At 71.1% G+C, this 16,394-nt stretch carries 12 protein-coding genes; 5 read left to right on the forward strand and 7 right to left on the reverse strand.

The genetic code is table 11. From position 1 onward, the window contains the following. Positions 1–142: 142 nt before the first annotated feature. From ACGFIQ_RS35900 to ACGFIQ_RS35915, 4 genes are read right to left on the reverse strand one after another with little or no spacing between them, the layout of a single operon-like run. A complete protein-coding gene (locus ACGFIQ_RS35900) occupies positions 143–1,090 on the reverse strand; it encodes an ABC transporter substrate-binding protein (RefSeq protein ID WP_393250740.1) in 948 nt (315 codons plus the stop codon). Further along, entirely contained in the window at positions 1,090–1,992 is a 903-nt protein-coding gene (locus ACGFIQ_RS35905) for an ABC transporter ATP-binding protein (protein ID WP_393250742.1), read from the reverse strand. Before ACGFIQ_RS35905 ends, ACGFIQ_RS35900 begins: the two co-directional genes overlap by 1 nt. A 20-nt stretch (positions 1,993–2,012) precedes the next feature. Next, a complete protein-coding gene (locus tag ACGFIQ_RS35910) occupies positions 2,013–3,221 on the reverse strand; it encodes a FecCD family ABC transporter permease (RefSeq protein WP_393250745.1) in 1,209 nt (402 codons plus the stop codon). Continuing rightward, positions 3,218–4,264: a FecCD family ABC transporter permease gene (locus ACGFIQ_RS35915; protein WP_393250747.1), complete on the reverse strand. Its 1,047-nt coding sequence runs from the start codon at positions 4,262–4,264 to the stop codon at positions 3,218–3,220. Before ACGFIQ_RS35915 ends, ACGFIQ_RS35910 begins: the two co-directional genes overlap by 4 nt. A 141-nt stretch (positions 4,265–4,405) precedes the next feature. Here ACGFIQ_RS35915 and ACGFIQ_RS35920 point away from each other — a divergent pair, with 141 nt between their 5' ends. Continuing rightward, complete coding sequence (locus tag ACGFIQ_RS35920; RefSeq protein WP_393250749.1) at positions 4,406–4,765, forward strand: YciI family protein; 360 nt, start codon at positions 4,406–4,408, stop codon at positions 4,763–4,765. A gap of 12 nt (positions 4,766–4,777) precedes the next feature. Here ACGFIQ_RS35920 and ACGFIQ_RS35925 read toward each other — a convergent pair whose 3' ends face one another. After that, a complete protein-coding gene (locus ACGFIQ_RS35925) occupies positions 4,778–5,164 on the reverse strand; it encodes a cytidine deaminase family protein (protein WP_393250751.1) in 387 nt (128 codons plus the stop codon). 149 nt (positions 5,165–5,313) lie between these two features. Between ACGFIQ_RS35925 and hrpA the strand changes: the two genes are divergently transcribed. Next, positions 5,314–9,387, forward strand: coding sequence for an ATP-dependent RNA helicase HrpA (gene hrpA, locus ACGFIQ_RS35930; RefSeq protein WP_393250753.1), 4,074 nt, complete (start codon positions 5,314–5,316; stop codon positions 9,385–9,387). A gap of 33 nt (positions 9,388–9,420) precedes the next feature. On the opposite strand, the gene rfbB is transcribed toward hrpA, so the two are convergent. After that, a complete protein-coding gene (gene rfbB / locus ACGFIQ_RS35935; RefSeq protein ID WP_393250755.1) occupies positions 9,421–10,461 on the reverse strand; it encodes a dTDP-glucose 4,6-dehydratase in 1,041 nt (346 codons plus the stop codon). A 161-nt stretch (positions 10,462–10,622) separates the two neighbouring features. Beyond that, positions 10,623–11,552, reverse strand: a complete 930-nt coding sequence (locus ACGFIQ_RS35940; RefSeq protein ID WP_393250757.1) for a LysR family transcriptional regulator — start codon at positions 11,550–11,552, stop codon at positions 10,623–10,625. 83 nt (positions 11,553–11,635) lie between these two features. On the opposite strand from ACGFIQ_RS35940, the gene ACGFIQ_RS35945 reads away from it, so the two are divergent. From ACGFIQ_RS35945 to ACGFIQ_RS35955, 3 genes are read left to right on the forward strand one after another with little or no spacing between them, the layout of a single operon-like run. Continuing rightward, positions 11,636–12,319 carry a succinate dehydrogenase cytochrome b subunit gene (locus tag ACGFIQ_RS35945; protein ID WP_393250761.1) on the forward strand — a complete coding sequence of 228 codons (684 nt, stop codon included), beginning with the start codon at positions 11,636–11,638 and terminating at the stop codon, positions 12,317–12,319. Position 12,320: 1 nt separating this feature from the next. Beyond that, entirely contained in the window at positions 12,321–14,258 is a 1,938-nt protein-coding gene (locus ACGFIQ_RS35950) for a fumarate reductase/succinate dehydrogenase flavoprotein subunit (RefSeq protein ID WP_393250759.1), read from the forward strand. Beyond that, positions 14,255–15,019, forward strand: a complete 765-nt coding sequence (locus ACGFIQ_RS35955; RefSeq protein ID WP_357245649.1) for a succinate dehydrogenase/fumarate reductase iron-sulfur subunit — start codon at positions 14,255–14,257, stop codon at positions 15,017–15,019. The genes ACGFIQ_RS35950 and ACGFIQ_RS35955 overlap by 4 nt, the downstream gene beginning before the upstream one ends. Positions 15,020–16,394 lie beyond the last annotated feature (1,375 nt).

Consider the following 16,394-nt stretch of genomic DNA (forward strand, 5'->3'; position numbering starts at 1 on the left):
TCTTGCTCGACACAAGTTGATCTATCAGGAGTCCCGTTCTCACTACTCAGCAGGGGTTGACCCGCCGATCACAGCCCTAACGCAACGGCGTTGACTTCATGGATCGAGCGCGATCTTGGCGCGGGGGCGGGGCGCGGGGACGTTAGGCGGCGGGGAGGTACTTGGCCAGGTCGTCGAGGATCTTGTTGGCGGCGCCGACGCCGATGCCGGTCATCCAGACCTCGTCGGAGACGGAGTACGCCTTGCCGGCCCTGACCGCGCCGAGGCCCTTCCAGAGCGTGCCGCCGGCCACCTTGGTCTGCTCGGCGGCGGCCTTGTCGCCGTACGCGGTCACGAAGATGACGTCACCGTCGACCTCGTTGACCCGCTCGGGGCTGACCAGGTCGAAGCGCTTGTCCTCCTTGTTGGCGAGCAACTGCCGCTCGGGGCGCCCCAGCCCGGTGTCGCCGAGGACGATGCCGGAGAACGAGTCCGGGCCGTACACCCGGATGTTGCCCGGGAGGAAGCGCACGATCGACACCTTGCGGGCGGCGGCGTCGCCGAGGGTCGCGCCGAACTCCTTGGCCCGCTTCTCGTAGGCGGCGAGCAGGTCCTTGGCCTGTTGCTCGCGGCCGAGTGCCTTGCCGTCGAGGAGGAAGTTGTCCTTCCAGGTGATGCCCACCTTGTCGGTGAACACGGTCGGTGCGATGGCGGCCAGTTCGTCGTAGAACTTCTCCTGGCGGAACTTGCTGCCGAGGATGAGGTCGGGCTTCAGCGCGTTGATCGCCTCCAGGTCGGGCTCGGCGAGCACCCCGACCTCCTTGATGCCGGCGAGCTTGTCCGCGCCGAAGTAGGTCGGCCAGCTCTTCGCCTCACCGGCGGTGGCCGCGCCGACGGGCGTGATGCCCAGCGAGAGCGCCGTGTCGATCTTGTCGGTGTCGAGCACGACGACGCGCTTGGGCTCGGCCGGGACCTTGGCGGTGCCCATGGCGTGGGTGATCTCCCGGGTCTCCCCGGTGGTGGAGCCGGCGACCGGGTCGCTCTCACCGCAGGCGGTGAGTCCGACGCCGAGGGCGACGGCCGCGGCGAGGGCGGCGACGAGACGACGCATCAGAGTCCTTTCGAGGGGTACGAACCGGAGAGCGGGTTGGCCGCGCCACCGGTAACGGGTCGGGCGACCGGTACGGACGCCGTCGACGAAGAGGGGTCACCCGCGCCAGCGGGAGCCGGAGCGTTACCGCCGGTGTGTGCGGGCACCACCAGTGGCGCGCCGGTCACCGGGCAGGGCACGACGACGCAGGCGAGCCCGAAGACGTCGCGGACCAGGTCGGCGGTGAGGATCTCCCGAGGCGGTCCGGCGGCGACCACCGCGCCGGCGCGCATCGCGACCAGGTGGTCGGCGTACCGGGCGGCCTGGTTCAGGTCGTGCAGCACGGCGACGACGGTGCGGCCCCGCTCGACGCGCAGCCGGTGCAGGAGGTCCAGCACCTCCACCTGGTGGGCCAGGTCGAGGAAGGTGGTCGGCTCGTCGAGCAGCAGGGCGTCGGTGTCCTGGGCGAGCGTCATGGCGATCCACACCCGCTGGCGTTGACCACCGGAGAGGCTGTCCACCGGCCGGTCGGCCAGGTCGGCCACGTCGGCCAGGGCCATCGCCTCGTCCACCGCCGCGCCGTCCTGCGACGACCACTGCCGCCACCAGCGCTGGTAGGGCTGCCGGCCACGACCGACCAGGTCTGCCACGGTGACGCCCTCGGGCACCAGTGGGCTCTGCGGCAGGACGCCGAGCCGACGGGCGACCTCCCGGGTGGGCAGGTCGCGGATCGCGGTGCCGTCCAGCAACACCGTGCCCCGGCGCGGGCTGAGCAGCCGGGCCATCGTGCGCAACAGGGTGGACTTGCCGCACGCGTTCGGCCCGACGATCACGGTGAACGCGTCGGTGGGCAGGTCCAGGTCGAGCCCGTCGAGCACGGTCCGCTCGTCGTAGCCGACGACCAGGTCGCGGGTGGAGAGCATCACACGACTCCTTGAGGGCGTCACGACGACCGCCGCCGGCCTCGCAGCAACAGGAAGATCAGGTACGGGCCGCCGATCGCCGCGGTCAGCACACCGGCGGGCAACTGCGTGGGGGCGAGCAGTCGTCGGCCGGCCAGGTCCGCCAGCACCAGCAGCAGCGCGCCGAGCAGCGCCGCGCAGACAAGCGGTGGCCGCTCGGCACGTACCAGCCGCCGGGCCACCTGGGGGGCGACAAGCGCCACGAAGTCGACGGCACCGACCTGGGCGGTGACCATCGCGGCGACGAGCACACCGGTGCCGGCCAGGCCGATCCGGCGAGCCACCGGGCGTAGCCCGACGCCCCGGGCGGTGTCGTCGTCGAGAGCGGTGCTGTTCAGCGCCCAGCCGGCCCAGGCCAGCACCGGCAGCAGCACCAGAAGGGTGCCGGCGATCCAGGCGGCCTCGGCCCAGCCTTTGCCGGCGAGGGTGCCGATCAGCCAGATCTGCGCGCGCAGCCCGTCGATCGGGTCGGCGGTGAGCATGACCACCTCGGTCAGCGCCCGGAAGGCGAACGCCACCGCCACGCCGGCGAGGACGAACCGCTGCGCGGCCAGCCCGTGCCGGGCACCCAGGGCGAACAGCAGCACCGCCGCGAGCAGCCCGCCCACCAGCGCGGTGGGCGCCACCAGCACCGCGGCCATCCCACTGGTCAGGGCCACTGTCGCGGCGAGGCCGGCACCCTGGGTGATGCCGATGACGTCCGGGCTGGCGAGCGGGTTGCGGGCCACGCTCTGGATCAGCGTGCCCGCCACGCCGAAGGCCGCGCCGGCGACGGCCGCCAGCACGACCCGCGGCAGCCGAAGGTCAAACACCACGAGGTCGTACGGGGTGCCGGCACCGGAGAGGGCGCGCAGCACGTCGGCCGGGGCGACGTACGGGGTGCCCAGCGAGAGGCTGAGCACGACGGCCAGCAGGAGCAGCACGGTCAGCACACCGGCCACCAGCACGGCACGACGGCGGACCAGCAGGCTGACCGGGCCGACCCGCACCAGCGACCGCCCGGGCAGCGAGGCGTGGCCGGCACCGGCTGAGGCGGCAGTCGCGGAACCGCCCGCCGCGCCGGAGAGACCAGCCGAGCCGGGCGGGGCAGCCGAGCCGGACAGGCCAGCCGGGGCAGAGGAAGCATCCGGGCCGGACAGGCCAGCCGGGTTGGAGGAGGCAACCTGGTCGGAGGGGCGCGCGGGGGTCACGCGGTCACCACCCGGGCGCGGCGGACCAGGACGGCCAGCAGTGGCGCGCCGATCAGGGCGGTGATGATCCCGGCGGGTATCTCGCCGGGCGGGGCGACGAGCCGGCCGACGATGTCGGCGGCGAGCAGCAGCGCCGGGCCGAGCAGGGCGGAGACGGCGAGGGTCCAGCGGTGGTCGGCGCCGACCAGGGCACGCGCCAGGTGCGGCACGGCCAGCCCGACGAAGGCGACGGGTCCGGCCGCGGCCACCGCCGCGCCGGTCAGCAGCACCGCGGCGAGGCCACCGCCGAGTCGGACCAGGCCGATGCGGTGGCCGAGGCCGCGGGCCACGTCGTCGCCGAGGGCCAACGCGTCCAGACCTCGGGCCACCAGGGCGGCCAGCAGCAGACCGGCGAGGACGAAGGGCAACACCTGAGCGGTGACCGACAGGTCTCGGCCGGCGAGCCCGCCGACCACCCAGAACCGGTACTCCTCGAAGGTGCGGGCGTCGATGCTGAGCAGCGCGTACACCCCGGAGGCCAGGCTGGCGTCGAGCGCCGCGCCGACAAGCGCGAGGGTGACCGGGCTGGCGCCCTCGCGGGCCCGGGTGGCGATGGCGAAGACCAGCAGCCCGGCGATCAGCGCGCCGGCGATGCCGAACCAGACGTACCCGGCGAGCGTGCCGACACCGAAGACGGAGATGGCGAGCACCACCCCGAACGACGCGCCCGCGCTGATGCCGAGGATGCGCGGCTCGGCGAGGGGGTTGCGGGTGAGCGCCTGGAACAGCACCCCGGCGACGGCGAGCGCGAGCCCGACCGCGAGGCCGAGCGCGGTCCGGGGCATCCGCAGCTCACGGACGATGGTGCTGGCGTCGCCGCCGTCGGGTGCGACGAGCGCGTGCCAGACCTGGTCGACGCCGAGGTGTCGGCTGCCGAGCGCGAAGCTGGCCAGCACGGTGAGCAGCAGCACCAGCGCGGCCCCGACGGTGACGGCCACCCGGCGGCCGGTGCGGGTGCCGGACCGGTTGCGGGCCGGGAGCGGCCGGGTGGCGAGGGTGGTCACGAGTCTCCTGCATGTTCGCGCTTAGGTACGCCTTACCTTAGCCGCTCAGTGGAGGGCCACCTAACTGGCGCTTGTCGATCCGCGACAGGCTGAGCAGGGCAGACGCCCGCGCGAAGGAGGCCGCGCGCCTAGGGTGGGCTCATGCGATTCGACCAGCACACGGTCGTCCTGCTGACCCGGCCGTCGGATCCGCCGGAGCTGCCGCAGGACGCGATCGACCGGTTGCGGGACGCGCACCTGGCCCACCAGGCGGGCCTCGTTCGGCAGGGGCTGGTGCTCGCGGCCGGCCCGTTCCTGCACCCCGACGACGAGCAGCTGCGGGGTTTCGTGGTGCTGTCCATCGCCCCGGACGAGGCACGCGCGCTGTTCGCCAACGATCCCGCCGTGCGGGCCGGTCGCCTGGTCGCACGGGTCACGTCGTGGCTGCTCCCGGAGGGCACCCTGCGGTTCGAGGGCGTGCCGGTGCCGCAGTCGATGCTGGAGGCGGCCTCCGGGGACTGACGCCGGGCCCGGTCAGGCGGCCGAGCCGCTCCCGGTCTCCGCCGGCAACTCCCCGAGCGGGACCACCCGCAGGGCGTCCATCGGGCCGACGATCACCCGCAGTTCCGGGAAGTAGTCCCGCAGCACCTGCCGGCACCGGTCACAGGGCGCGACGACCTCGCGCCCACGGTCGGCGACCGTGACGATCGTCTCCAGCGCGGTGACACCCTGGGTGGCGGCCGTGCCGATCACGACAAGTTCGGCACAGGCCCCGCCGGTGGCGTGCTGGACGTTCACGCCGGTGAAGACCCGCCCGTCCGCGGTCCGGGCCGCCGACGCGACAGTGTGGTGCTGGCTGCGGCAGCGCAGCTTGGAGACCGCCGTGGCGGCCTGCACCAACGCGCGGTCGGTGTCGCGCATCTCCATCCGGCTCCCCCAGCGCTCGACGTCGGCCGCCAACTCTAGGGCCCGCTCGTGGCCGTCAAGGGACGGGAGGTGGCCTCCGGAGAGCCGGCCGCTCGGTAACCCAGGGGCGGTATGCCGCCGGGCTGCCTATCCTTGGGCACGACATGCAGAATCCAACCGCCTCCGTCGCGACCGACCCGGTTCGCGAGCTGCACCGCCGCCTGACTCCTCTGATGTTCCGCGACCAGCGCCGGCTCCAGCGGCGCCTCGACGGTGCCCGCAAGCTGCGCGACCCGCAGCGGCGGGAGGCGGCGCTGACCGAGATCACCGCCGACCTGGTCCGGGCCGAGCAGCGGCTCGCCGCCCGCCAGGCGGCGGTGCCCGTGATCACGTACCCGGTGGGTCTGCCGGTCAGTGAGCGCAAGGACGACATCGCCGCCGCCATCCGCGACCACCAGGTGGTGATCGTGGCGGGCGAGACCGGCTCCGGCAAGACCACCCAGATCCCCAAGATCTGCCTGGAGCTGGGGCGCGGTGTGCACGGCCTGATCGGGCACACCCAGCCCCGGCGGTTGGCCGCCCGCACGGTGGCCGACCGGATCGCCGACGAGCTGGGCACCGAGTTGGGCGACGTGGTCGGCTACAAGGTGCGCTTCACCGACCAGGTCAGCGAGCGCAGCCTGGTCAAGTTGATGACCGACGGCATCCTGCTGGCCGAGTTGCAGACCGACCGGATGCTGCGCCAGTACGACACATTGATCATCGACGAGGCGCACGAGCGCAGCCTCAACATCGACTTCATCCTCGGCTACCTGCGGGAGCTGCTGCCCCGCCGACCCGACCTCAAGGTGATCATCACCTCGGCGACCATCGAGACCGACCGGTTCGCCCGGCACTTCGCCGGGCCACCCACGGCCGACGAGCCGGACGGCGTACCCGCGCCGGTGGTCGAGGTCTCCGGCCGCACCTACCCGGTGGAGGTGCGCTACCGGCCGCTGCTCGAACTCGCCGAGGGCGAGGAGGACGGCGACGGCGACGAGGAGACCGTCCGTGACCAGATCCAGGCGATCGGCGACGCCGTCGAGGAGTTGGCCGCCGAGGGCCCCGGCGACATCCTGGTCTTCCTCAGCGGCGAGCGGGAGATCCGGGACACCGCCGACGCGCTCGGCAAGCTGGTGCAGACCAAGCGCTCGCTGCTCGGCACCGAGATCCTGCCGCTGTACGCGCGGCTGTCCAGCGCCGAGCAGCACCGCGTCTTCGCCGCGCACAGCTCCCGCCGGGTGGTGCTCGCCACGAACGTCGCGGAGACCTCGCTGACGGTGCCCGGCATCAAGTACGTGGTGGACCCGGGCACCGCCCGCATCTCCCGCTACTCCAGCCGGCTCAAGGTGCAGCGGCTGCCGATCGAGCCGGTCTCCCAGGCGTCGGCCAACCAGCGCAAGGGCCGCTGCGGCCGTACCTCCGACGGCATCTGCATCCGCCTCTACGACGAGCAGGACTTCCTGTCCCGCCCCGAGTTCACCGACCCGGAGATCCTGCGCACCAACCTCGCGTCGGTCATCCTCCAGATGACCGCGATCGGGCTCGGCGACCTCGCCGCGTTCCCGTTCATCGACCCACCGGACAAGCGCAACATCAGCGACGGCGTCAACCTGCTGCACGAGCTGGGCGCGTTGGACCCGGCCGAGGCGGACCCGGCGAAGCGGCTCACCGCGCTGGGCCGGCGGCTGGCCCAGTTGCCGGTCGACCCGCGGCTGGCCCGGATGGTGGTCGAGGGTGAACGCAACGGCTGCGCCACCGAGGTGCTGGTGATCGCCGCCGCGCTCTCCATCCAGGACCCGCGCGAGCGGCCGGCGGAGAAGCAGGCCCAGGCCGACCAGGCGCACGCCCGGTTCGCCGACAAGGAGTCGGACTTCGTCGCCTACCTCAACCTGTGGCGCTACCTGCGCGAGCAGCAACGGGAGCTGTCCTCCAGCGCGTTCCGCCGGATGTGCAAGGCGGAGTACCTGAACTACCTGCGCATCCGCGAGTGGCAGGACATCGTCGGCCAGTTGCGCCAGGTGCTGCGTACCCCGCAGCAGGAGGGTGACCGGCGTGGTGGGCGACCGGCGCGCGACACCGCCGACGGCGCGGACGCCGGCCGGGGTGCGAGCCGCCGTGGCGGTGCGGACCTGCCGGAGGAGATCGACACCCCGAAGGTGCACCAGTCGCTGCTGCCCGGCCTGCTGTCCCACATCGGGCTCAAGGACGCCCAGAAACACGAGTACCTGGGTGCGCGGGGCGCGAAGTTCGGGATCTTCCCCGGCTCGGCGCTGTTCAAGAAGCCGCCGCGCTGGGTGATGGCCGCCGAGTTGGTGGAGACCTCCCGGCTGTGGGGCCGCATCGCCGGCCGGGTCGAGCCGGAGTGGGTCGAACCGCTGGCACAGCACCTGGTGAAGCGCAGCTACAGCGAGCCACACTGGGAGAAGAAGCAGGCCGCGGTGATGGCCTACGAGAAGGTCACCCTGTACGGCGTCCCGCTGGTCAGCTCCCGCAAGGTCAACTTCGGTCGGATCGATCCGGTGTTGAGCCGGGAGCTGTTCATCCGGCACGCCCTCGTCGAGGGCGACTGGCAGACCCACCACCAGTTCTGGGCGGACAACAAGCGGTTGCTCGCCGAGATCGAGGAGTTGGAGAGCCGGGCCCGACGCCGGGACATCCTCGTCGACGACGAGACCATCTTCGGCTTCTACGACCAGCGGATCCCCGCCGACGTGTCCTCCGGCCGGCACTTCGACAGTTGGTGGAAGAAGACCCGCCGTGAGCAGCCCGACCTGCTCACCTTCACCCGCGAGGTGCTGGTCAACGACGGCCGGCCTGGGGTGGACGAGGACGACTACCCGGACGAGTGGCAGGCCGACGGGGTGCGCCTGCCACTGACCTACCGCTTCGAGCCGGGCACGCCCGACGACGGCGTCACCGTGGACATCCCGCTGCCGCTGCTCAACCAGGTGCCGGCGGAGAGCTTCGACTGGCAGGTGCCGGGGCTGCGCGAGGAGACGGTGATCGCGCTGATCCGCTCGCTGCCCAAGGCGATCCGCCGCAACTTCGTCCCGGTGCCGGACTACGCCCGGGCCGCCCTGGCCGCGATCACCCCCGGCGAGACGTCGCTGCTGGACGCGCTCACCCGTGAGCTGCGCCGGATGACCGGGGTGACAGTGCCCCGCGACGCCTGGGAGCCGGGCAAGCTGCCCGCCCACCTGCGGGTGACCTTCCGGGTCCTCGGCGACGACGACAAACCGGTCGCCGAGGGCAAGGACCTGCCGGCCCTGCAACGTCAACTGCGTCAGGAGGTACGCCAGGTGGTGGCGGCCGCCGCGCCGGAGGTGGCCCGCACCGGGCTGCGCGAGTGGAGCATCGGCACCCTGCCGCGGACCATCGAGCAGGTCCGTGCCGGCTACGCGGTGACCGCGTACCCGGCGCTCGTCGACGAGGGCGCGACGGTCGGGGTGAAGGTGTTCGACTCCCCCGCCGAGGCGGAGGCGGCACACTGGGCCGGCACCCGCCGGTTGTTGCGGCTCACCGTGCCGTCCCCGGCGCGGTTCCTCCAGGGCCGGCTCACCAACGAGGCGAAGCTGGCGCTGAGCCGCAACCCGCACGGCGGCGTGCAGGAGCTGATCGAGGACGCGGCCGGCGCGGCCATCGACCGGCTGATCGGTGCGGCCGGCGGGCCGGCCTGGGACGCCGACGGGTTCGCGGCGCTGCGGGAGAAGGTCCGGGCCGACCTGGTCGACACCGTGGTCGAGGTGATGGACCGGGCCCGCCGGGTGCTCGCCGCCGCGTACGCCGTGGAGCAGCGGCTCGGCGCCACCCGCAACCTCGCCGTGGTGGCCGCGCTTGCCGACATCCGCAAGCAGCTCGCCGGGCTGGTGCACGCCGGTTTCATCACCGAGACCGGGTACGCCCGGCTGCCCGACCTGCTGCGTTACCTGACCGCCATCGAGCGCCGGTTGGAACGCCTCGGCGGCAATCCGCAGCGGGACCGCCAGCAGCAGGACCGGATCGCGGTGGTGCAGAAGGAGTACGACGACCTGCTCGCCGCACTGCCGCCGGCCCGCCGACAGGAGGCCGCCGTACGGCAGATCCGCTGGATGATCGAGGAGTTGCGGGTGAACGTGTTCGCCCAGGCGCTGGGCACCCCGTACCCCGTCTCCGAACAGCGGATCTACCGCGCGATGGACGACGCCGAGGGCCGCTGACCGACTCCGGTCGGTCGGCGACCCGCACGGCGGTCAGCGCGCGTGCACGGAGAGACCTCGGGGGCCTGCCACGGTCCGGACGGCGCTGGTCAGCACCGGGCCGCGGGGCTCCCCGACGGCGGGTGACCACCACGCCCGGTTCTCCCGGTACCAGCGGAAGACCTCGTCCAGCCCGTCGACGAACCGGATCTGCGGCGCGAAGCCGAGCTCTTCGGTGATCTTGCGATAGTCCAGTGAGTAACGCTGGTCCTGCACCTTGCGGTCCGGCACGTGCCGGACCCGTTCCCAGCCGGCACCGGCCAGCCGCAGGATCCGCTCGGCGAGGGCGCGGTTGGTGAGTTCGAGGTCACCACCGATGTTGTAGACCTCGCCGGCCCGGCCCTTGGCCAGCACCAGCGCGATGGCCCGACAGTGGTCGTCCACGTGCAACCACTCGCGCACCGCGCTGCCGTCGCCGTGCAGGGTGATGTCCTGACCGGTGAGCAGGCTGGTGACGAAGCGTGGAATGACCTTCTCCACGTGCTGGTACGGGCCGTAGTTGTTGGCGCAGCGGGTGATCGACACGTCCACGTCGTACGTGCGCCAGTAGGACCGGACCACGCAGTCGCTGGCGGCCTTGGACGCCGCGTACGGGGAGTTGGGCTCCAGCGCGCAGCTCTCGTTCCAGGAACCCGCGCTGATCGAGCCGTACACCTCGTCGGTGGAGACGTGCACGACCCGGCCGACACCGCTGCGGGCGCACGCGGCGAGCAGGTGGTGCGAACCCATCACGTTCGTCTCGAAGAACGGCGCCGGGTCGTCGATGGAGCGGTCGACGTGGGACTCGGCGGCGAAGTGCACCACGGCGTCGTGCCCCGGCACCACGTCGGCGAGCAACTGTCGGTCGCAGATGTCCCCGTGGACGAACGTCAGGCGGGGGTGCCCGAGCGGCAGGTTGGCCCGGTCACTGGCGTAGGTCAGCTTGTCGATCACGGTCACGTCGCAGTGCTCGAACCCGACGTATCGCCCGTCGAGCAGACTGCGCGCGAAATGCGATCCGATGAAGCCAGCACCGCCGGTAACCAGGATCCTCATGGATGGCCTCCCTGCCGGCGGGGAACGCCGTCGGTGAGTCGTACGGAGACGAATGGGGCTTTTGCCCGCAAGGAACCACCTTAGGTGACAGGGATCGGCACCGACCGTGATATTTACGCCTTAAGCACGAATTAACCCATGGGGTCGATTACCGGACCCGATCAGAGCGGATCCACGCCGGGTGGCAGGTCGTCACCGTCGATCGCCGAGTGGATGTAGTCGAGCAGGATCCGCCGGAGTTCCCGGCCGGCGTGGGTCGGCACGACGTCACGGCGCCGGGCAACCGCGATGGTCCGCCGCACCCCGGGCGGGGCCAGCGGGGTGGCCCGCACGGCCGGCCGGCGAGCCAGCACGATGCCCGGCACCAACGCGATGCCGAGCCCCGCCTCGACGAAGCTGAGCACCGCGTCCATCTCGCCTCCGTCCACCGCGAAGGTCGGCTCGAAGCCCGCGTCGCGGCACGCCTGGATGGTGGCGTCACGCAGGTCGTACCCCTCTCGGAACATCACCATCGGCTGGTCGCGCAGGTCGGTGATGCGCAGCTCCCCGGTCACCGAGGCGGTCGGCACCTCCGCCACCGAGGCCACCACCAGGCTCTCCCGCAGGATCGGGTCGACGCGCAGGCCCGGGTCGGCACCCTGGGCCGGCATGATGATCAGCGCCAGGTCGAGGTCGCCGCGGAGCAGGTCGCGGACGAGATCCTGGGATCCGCTCTCCTCGACCCGGAGGTCGATGGTGGGGTGGGCGTCGCGGAACCGGCGCAGCACCGGCGGGGCGAGCGAGGTGGCCAGGCTCGGGGTCGCCCCGAGCCGGACCCGACCCCGGCGCAGCCCGACCAGCTCCTGCACCTCCCGGGTCGCGGTCTCCACGTCGGCGAGGATGCGGGTGGCCAACGGCAGCAGCACCTCGCCCGCCGCGGTGAGGGCGATGTTGCCCCGTACCCGCTCGAACAGCGGCGCACCGAGGTCGGCCTCCAGAGCGTGAATTTGCTTACTGAGAGAAGGCTGAGTGATGCCCACGATGTCGGCGGCTTGGGTGAAATGTCGTACTTCGGCCACCGCAACGAAGTACCGCAGCTGATGGAGTTGCATCTACATAGCTTACGGCTATCAACACTACGAGTTTGATGCATTGGACGACTGATTGAAGTGCTCCTAGCGTCGGTTCCGTGGTCATCACGAAAACTCGGTCGCCCATCCGCTCGAACGTCGGCCTCAAGGCCGTCATGGCGGTGACGGGCATCCTGCTGGCGCTGTTCCTGATCGCGCACATGTTCGGCAACCTGAAGGTGTTCACGGGGGAAACCTCGTTCGACCACTACGCGCACTGGCTACGCGACATCGGCAAGCCGCTGCTGCCCGGCGTCTGGTTCCTGTGGATCCTGCGTACCGTGCTGGTGGTGGCGGTCGTCGCCCACATCGTGGCGGCCACCGTGCTGGCCCGGCGCGCCCGCGCGGCCCGCCCGGTCAGGTACGCCCACCGCAAGAAGGTCAATGGCAGCTACGCCGCCCGCACGATGCGCTGGGGCGGCGTGATCATCCTGCTCTTCGTGATCTACCACCTGCTGGACCTCACCACCGGCACGCTCAACCCGGTCGGCGACGCCAGCAAGCCGTACGGCAACGTCGTCGCCGACTTCGCGCCGGAGCGCTGGTACGTCACGCTCTTCTACACGCTCGCCATCGTCGCGGTGGGCTTCCACCTGCGCCACGGCGCGTTCAGCGCGTTCCGCAGTCTCGGCCAGCAGACGCCCCGCGGCGAGCGCCGGGCGCGCACCGCCGCGCTGGTCTTCGCCGTGCTGCTGTGCGCCGGATACCTGGTGGTCCCGTTCGCCGTACTCACCGGATTGGTGTCCTGACATGGAACTCTTCACCGAGGGCGACCCGATCGCCGACACCAGGGCTCCCGCCGGCCCGGTCGAGAAGCGTTGGGAGACCCGACGCTTCGAGGCCAAGCTGGTCAACCCCGCCAACCGCCGCAAGATGACAGTGATCGTGGTCGGCACCGGCCTGGCCGGCGGCTCGGCCGCGGCGACCCTGGCCGAGCAGGGCTACCACGTCAAGTCCTACTGCTACCAGGACAGCCCGCGCCGGGCGCACTCCATCGCGGCACAGGGCGGCATCAACGCGGCGAAGAACTACCGCAACGACGGCGACTCCGTACACCGGCTCTTCTACGACACCGTCAAGGGCGGCGACTTCCGTTCCCGGGAGTCGAACGTGCACCGGCTCGCCGAGGTGTCGGTCAACATCATCGACCAGTGCGTCGCCCAGGGTGTGCCGTTCGCCCGCGAGTACGGCGGCCTGCTGGACACCCGCTCCTTCGGCGGCGCCCAGGTGCAGCGCACCTTCTACGCCCGGGGTCAGACGGGCCAGCAGCTGCTGCTCGGCGCGTACCAGGCCCTGGAGCGACAGATCGGCCTCGGCAACGTCGAGATGAACGCCCGGCACGAGATGCTGGAGCTGGTCCTCGTCGACGGCAAGGCCCGGGGCATCGTCGTCCGGGACCTGGTCACCGGCGAGATCAGCACCGAGATGGCCGACGCCGTGGTGCTCGCCTCCGGCGGCTACGGCAACGTGTTCTACCTCTCCACCAACGCCAAGGGCTGCAACGTCACCGCCACCTGGCGGGCGCACCGCAAGGGCGCGTACTTCGCCAACCCCTGCTACACGCAGATCCACCCGACCTGCATCCCGGTCTCCGGCGACCACCAGTCGAAGCTGACCCTGATGAGCGAGTCGCTGCGCAACGACGGCCGGGTCTGGGTGCCGAAGACCAAGGGCGACGACCGCAGCCCGAAGGACATTCCCGAGGACGAGCGGGACTACTACCTGGAGCGGATCTACCCCTCCTTCGGCAACCTGGTCCCCCGCGACATCGCCTCCCGCGCCGCGAAGAACGTCTGCGACGAGGGTCGGGGCGTCGGCCCGACCAAGCTCGGCGTCTACCTCGACTTCGCCGACGCGATCGGCCGGCTCGGCCGTAAGGCCATCGAGGCCAAGTACGGCAACCTCTTCGAGATGTACGAGCGGATCACCGGCGAGGACCCGTACGAGGTGCCGATGCGCATCTACCCCGCCGTGCACTACACGATGGGCGGCCTCTGGGTCGACTACGACCTCCAGTCGAGCATCCCCGGCCTGTTCGTGATCGGCGAGGCGAACTTCTCCGACCACGGCGCGAACCGCCTCGGCGCCTCGGCGCTGATGCAGGGCCTCGCCGACGGCTACTTCGTCCTGCCCACCACGATCGCCAACTACCTGGCGTCGGGCGGTTTGGAGAAGGTCGACGCCAGTCACCCGGCGGCCGTCGAGGCCCGTACCGACGTCGAGGACCGCATCCAGCGGCTGCTCGCCGTCGACGGCGACCGGACCGTGGACTCGTTCCACCGGGAGCTGGGCCAGATCATGTGGGAACACTGCGGCATGGAACGCAGCGAGGCCGGGCTGCGCAAGGCGATCGGCGAGATCCGCGACCTGCGCGAGCAGTTCTGGCAGCGGGTCAAGGTGTCCGGCACCGGCGAGGAACTCAACCAGTCGCTGGAGAAGGCTGGCCGCGTCGCCGACTTCTTCGAACTGGCCGAGCTGATGTGCATCGACGCCCTGCACCGCGAGGAGTCCTGCGGCGGCCACTTCCGGGCCGAGCACCAGACCCCCGACGGTGAGGCGCAGCGCGACGACGACCGGTTCGCGTACGTGGCGGCCTGGGAGTTCACCGCCACCGGCGAACCCTCGGTGCTGCACAAGGAAGACCTGAAGTTCGAATACGTCCACCCCACGCAGCGGAGCTACAAGTGAACCTGACCCTGCGCATCTGGCGCCAGAAGGGCCCTGAGGACAAGGGTCGGATGGTGACCTACCCGGTCGACGACGTGTCCCCGGACATGTCCTTCCTGGAGATGCTCGACGTACTCAACGAGCGGCTGATCCTCGCCGGCGAGGACCCGGTCGCCTTCGACCACGACTGCCGCGAGGGCATCTGCGGCATGTGCGGCCTGATGATCAACGGCGACGCGCACGGGCCGCAGCGCGGCACCACCGCGTGCCAGCTGCACATGCGACAGTTCACCGACGGCGAGACGATCGACATCGAGCCGTGGCGGGCCAGCGCGTTCCCGGTCATCAAGGACCTGGTCGTCAACCGGGGTGCCTTCGACAAGATCATCGCCGCCGGCGGTTACATCACCGCACCGACCGGCAGCGCGCCCGAGGCACACTCCACCCCGGTCGCCAAGGCCAACGCGGACGCCGCCTTCGAGTCGGCGGCCTGCATCGGCTGCGGCGCCTGCGTGGCAGCCTGCCCCAACGGCTCCGGCATGCTCTTCACCGCCGCCAAGCTCACCCAGCTCTCCCTGCTCCCGCAGGGCCAGCCGGAGCGCTACACCCGGGTCATCGGCATGGTCGACGCACACGACGAGGCCGGCTTCGGCGGCTGCACCAACGCCGGCGAGTGCACCCCGGCCTGCCCGAAGGGCATCCCGCTGAACACCATCGGCCGCCTCAACCGCGACTACCTCGCGGCCACCGCCAAGGGCGCCGGCAACACCCCCGGTTCCTGAGGCGCCACGCCACCCGGACCGCCGTGCCCCGCACCTCCGGGGGTACGGCGGTCCGGCGTTTGCGGTCTCGTCTTTGGCTGCGGTCTCGTCTTTGGCTGCGGTGGGGCTGGGGCGACCGTCCCCGGCTCCGGGCGGTCAGGCTTGATCCCTCCGCCGGGGACGGTCGCCCCAGCCCTGACCTTGGTCACGGTCCGTCCGCCGGTTGCGCTCCTGCGGTGGTACGCCGGCGCCTGCCGAGCACCGAAGCGCCAGGAACCCGGCCCAGGCGAACCACGCCGCACACTCCGCTCCGCGCCGCATCTCGCTCCGCCTCGCCGCATCCCTCTCGGAGCGCATGATCCACTCGGGTTTCAGGAAGTCGGGGTGTCGACGGGCCTCGGATACCGCGACTTCAAGAAACCCGAGTGGATCAGCTCGACCTCGCCCTGGAGAAGGCGCCAGCCGGCCTGCCAAAAGGGGCGAGGAGGGCAGATCGCACGCCCTGTGGGTCGCCGATCGACGCCGGAAGCGCACGGTGGACACCACCGACGGGCCAGCGCACCGAGACTACGAGCAGCCGCCATCGGCCGGCAGCACAAAGAGCACCCAGGTGAACGCCACTCGGAGGCAGGCCACTATGCCCCGGTCGCGCCTCGCCCGCCTCAACTCGCTCCGCCCCGATTTTTCGGGCCGCTGCACCCGGGCGCGCTCGACCTCGCCCCGCCTCGCCTCATCCGACTCGGAGAATCGGGTTCTGCTTCGCGGCCCGACACCACCCGGATGCGGCAGTACATGATCCACTCGGGTTTCAGGAAGTCGGGGTGTCGACGGGCCTCGGATACCGCGACTTCAAGAAACCCGAGTGGATCAGCTCGACCTCGCCCTGGAGAAGGCGCCAGCCGGCCTGACAAAAGGGGCGAGGAGGGCAGATCGCACGTCCTGTGGGTCGCCGATCGACGCCGGAAGCGCACGGTGGACACCACCGACGGGCCAGCCCGGCAAGAACACGGGCAGACGCAGCAGCAGACCAGGGCCGGAAGCAACGAGCGGTCCGCACCAACGGGCCAGGCAGAAACACCCGAGCGGACCCCACCCACACGAGCCCGGAGAACGACAAGCGGACCAACCACACAAGCGCGCAGAACGCACCAGCAAACCAACCACACAAGCCCGGAGAACGACAAGCGGACCAACCACACAAGCGCGCAGAACGCACCAGCAAACCAACCACACAAGCCCGGAGAACGACAAGCGGACCAACCACACAAGCGCGCAGAACGCACCAGCAAACCAACCACACAAGCGCGGAGAGCGACGAGCGGACCAACCACACAAGCCCGGAGAACGCACCAGCAAACCAACCACACAAGCGCGGAGAACGACAAGCGGACCAACC

It is taken from the genome of Micromonospora sp. NPDC048898 (assembly GCF_043198035.1).
Classification (GTDB): Bacteria; Actinomycetota; Actinomycetes; order Mycobacteriales; family Micromonosporaceae; genus Micromonospora.

What these genes read in the sequence shown, in the direction of transcription:
- ACGFIQ_RS35940 (WP_393250757.1), bottom strand. Translation starts at nt 11,552, where the DNA reads ATGCAACTCCATCAGCTGCGGTACTTCGTTGCGGTGGCCGAAGTACGA.
- hrpA (WP_393250753.1), top strand. Translation starts at nt 5,314, where the DNA reads ATGCAGAATCCAACCGCCTCCGTCGCGACCGACCCGGTTCGCGAGCTG.
- ACGFIQ_RS35905 (WP_393250742.1), bottom strand. Translation starts at nt 1,992, where the DNA reads ATGCTCTCCACCCGCGACCTGGTCGTCGGCTACGACGAGCGGACCGTG.
- ACGFIQ_RS35920 (WP_393250749.1), top strand. Translation starts at nt 4,406, where the DNA reads ATGCGATTCGACCAGCACACGGTCGTCCTGCTGACCCGGCCGTCGGAT.
- ACGFIQ_RS35925 (WP_393250751.1), bottom strand. Translation starts at nt 5,164, where the DNA reads ATGCGCGACACCGACCGCGCGTTGGTGCAGGCCGCCACGGCGGTCTCC.
- ACGFIQ_RS35950 (WP_393250759.1), top strand. Translation starts at nt 12,321, where the DNA reads ATGGAACTCTTCACCGAGGGCGACCCGATCGCCGACACCAGGGCTCCC.
- ACGFIQ_RS35900 (WP_393250740.1), bottom strand. Translation starts at nt 1,090, where the DNA reads ATGCGTCGTCTCGTCGCCGCCCTCGCCGCGGCCGTCGCCCTCGGCGTC.
- rfbB (WP_393250755.1), bottom strand. Translation starts at nt 10,461, where the DNA reads ATGAGGATCCTGGTTACCGGCGGTGCTGGCTTCATCGGATCGCATTTC.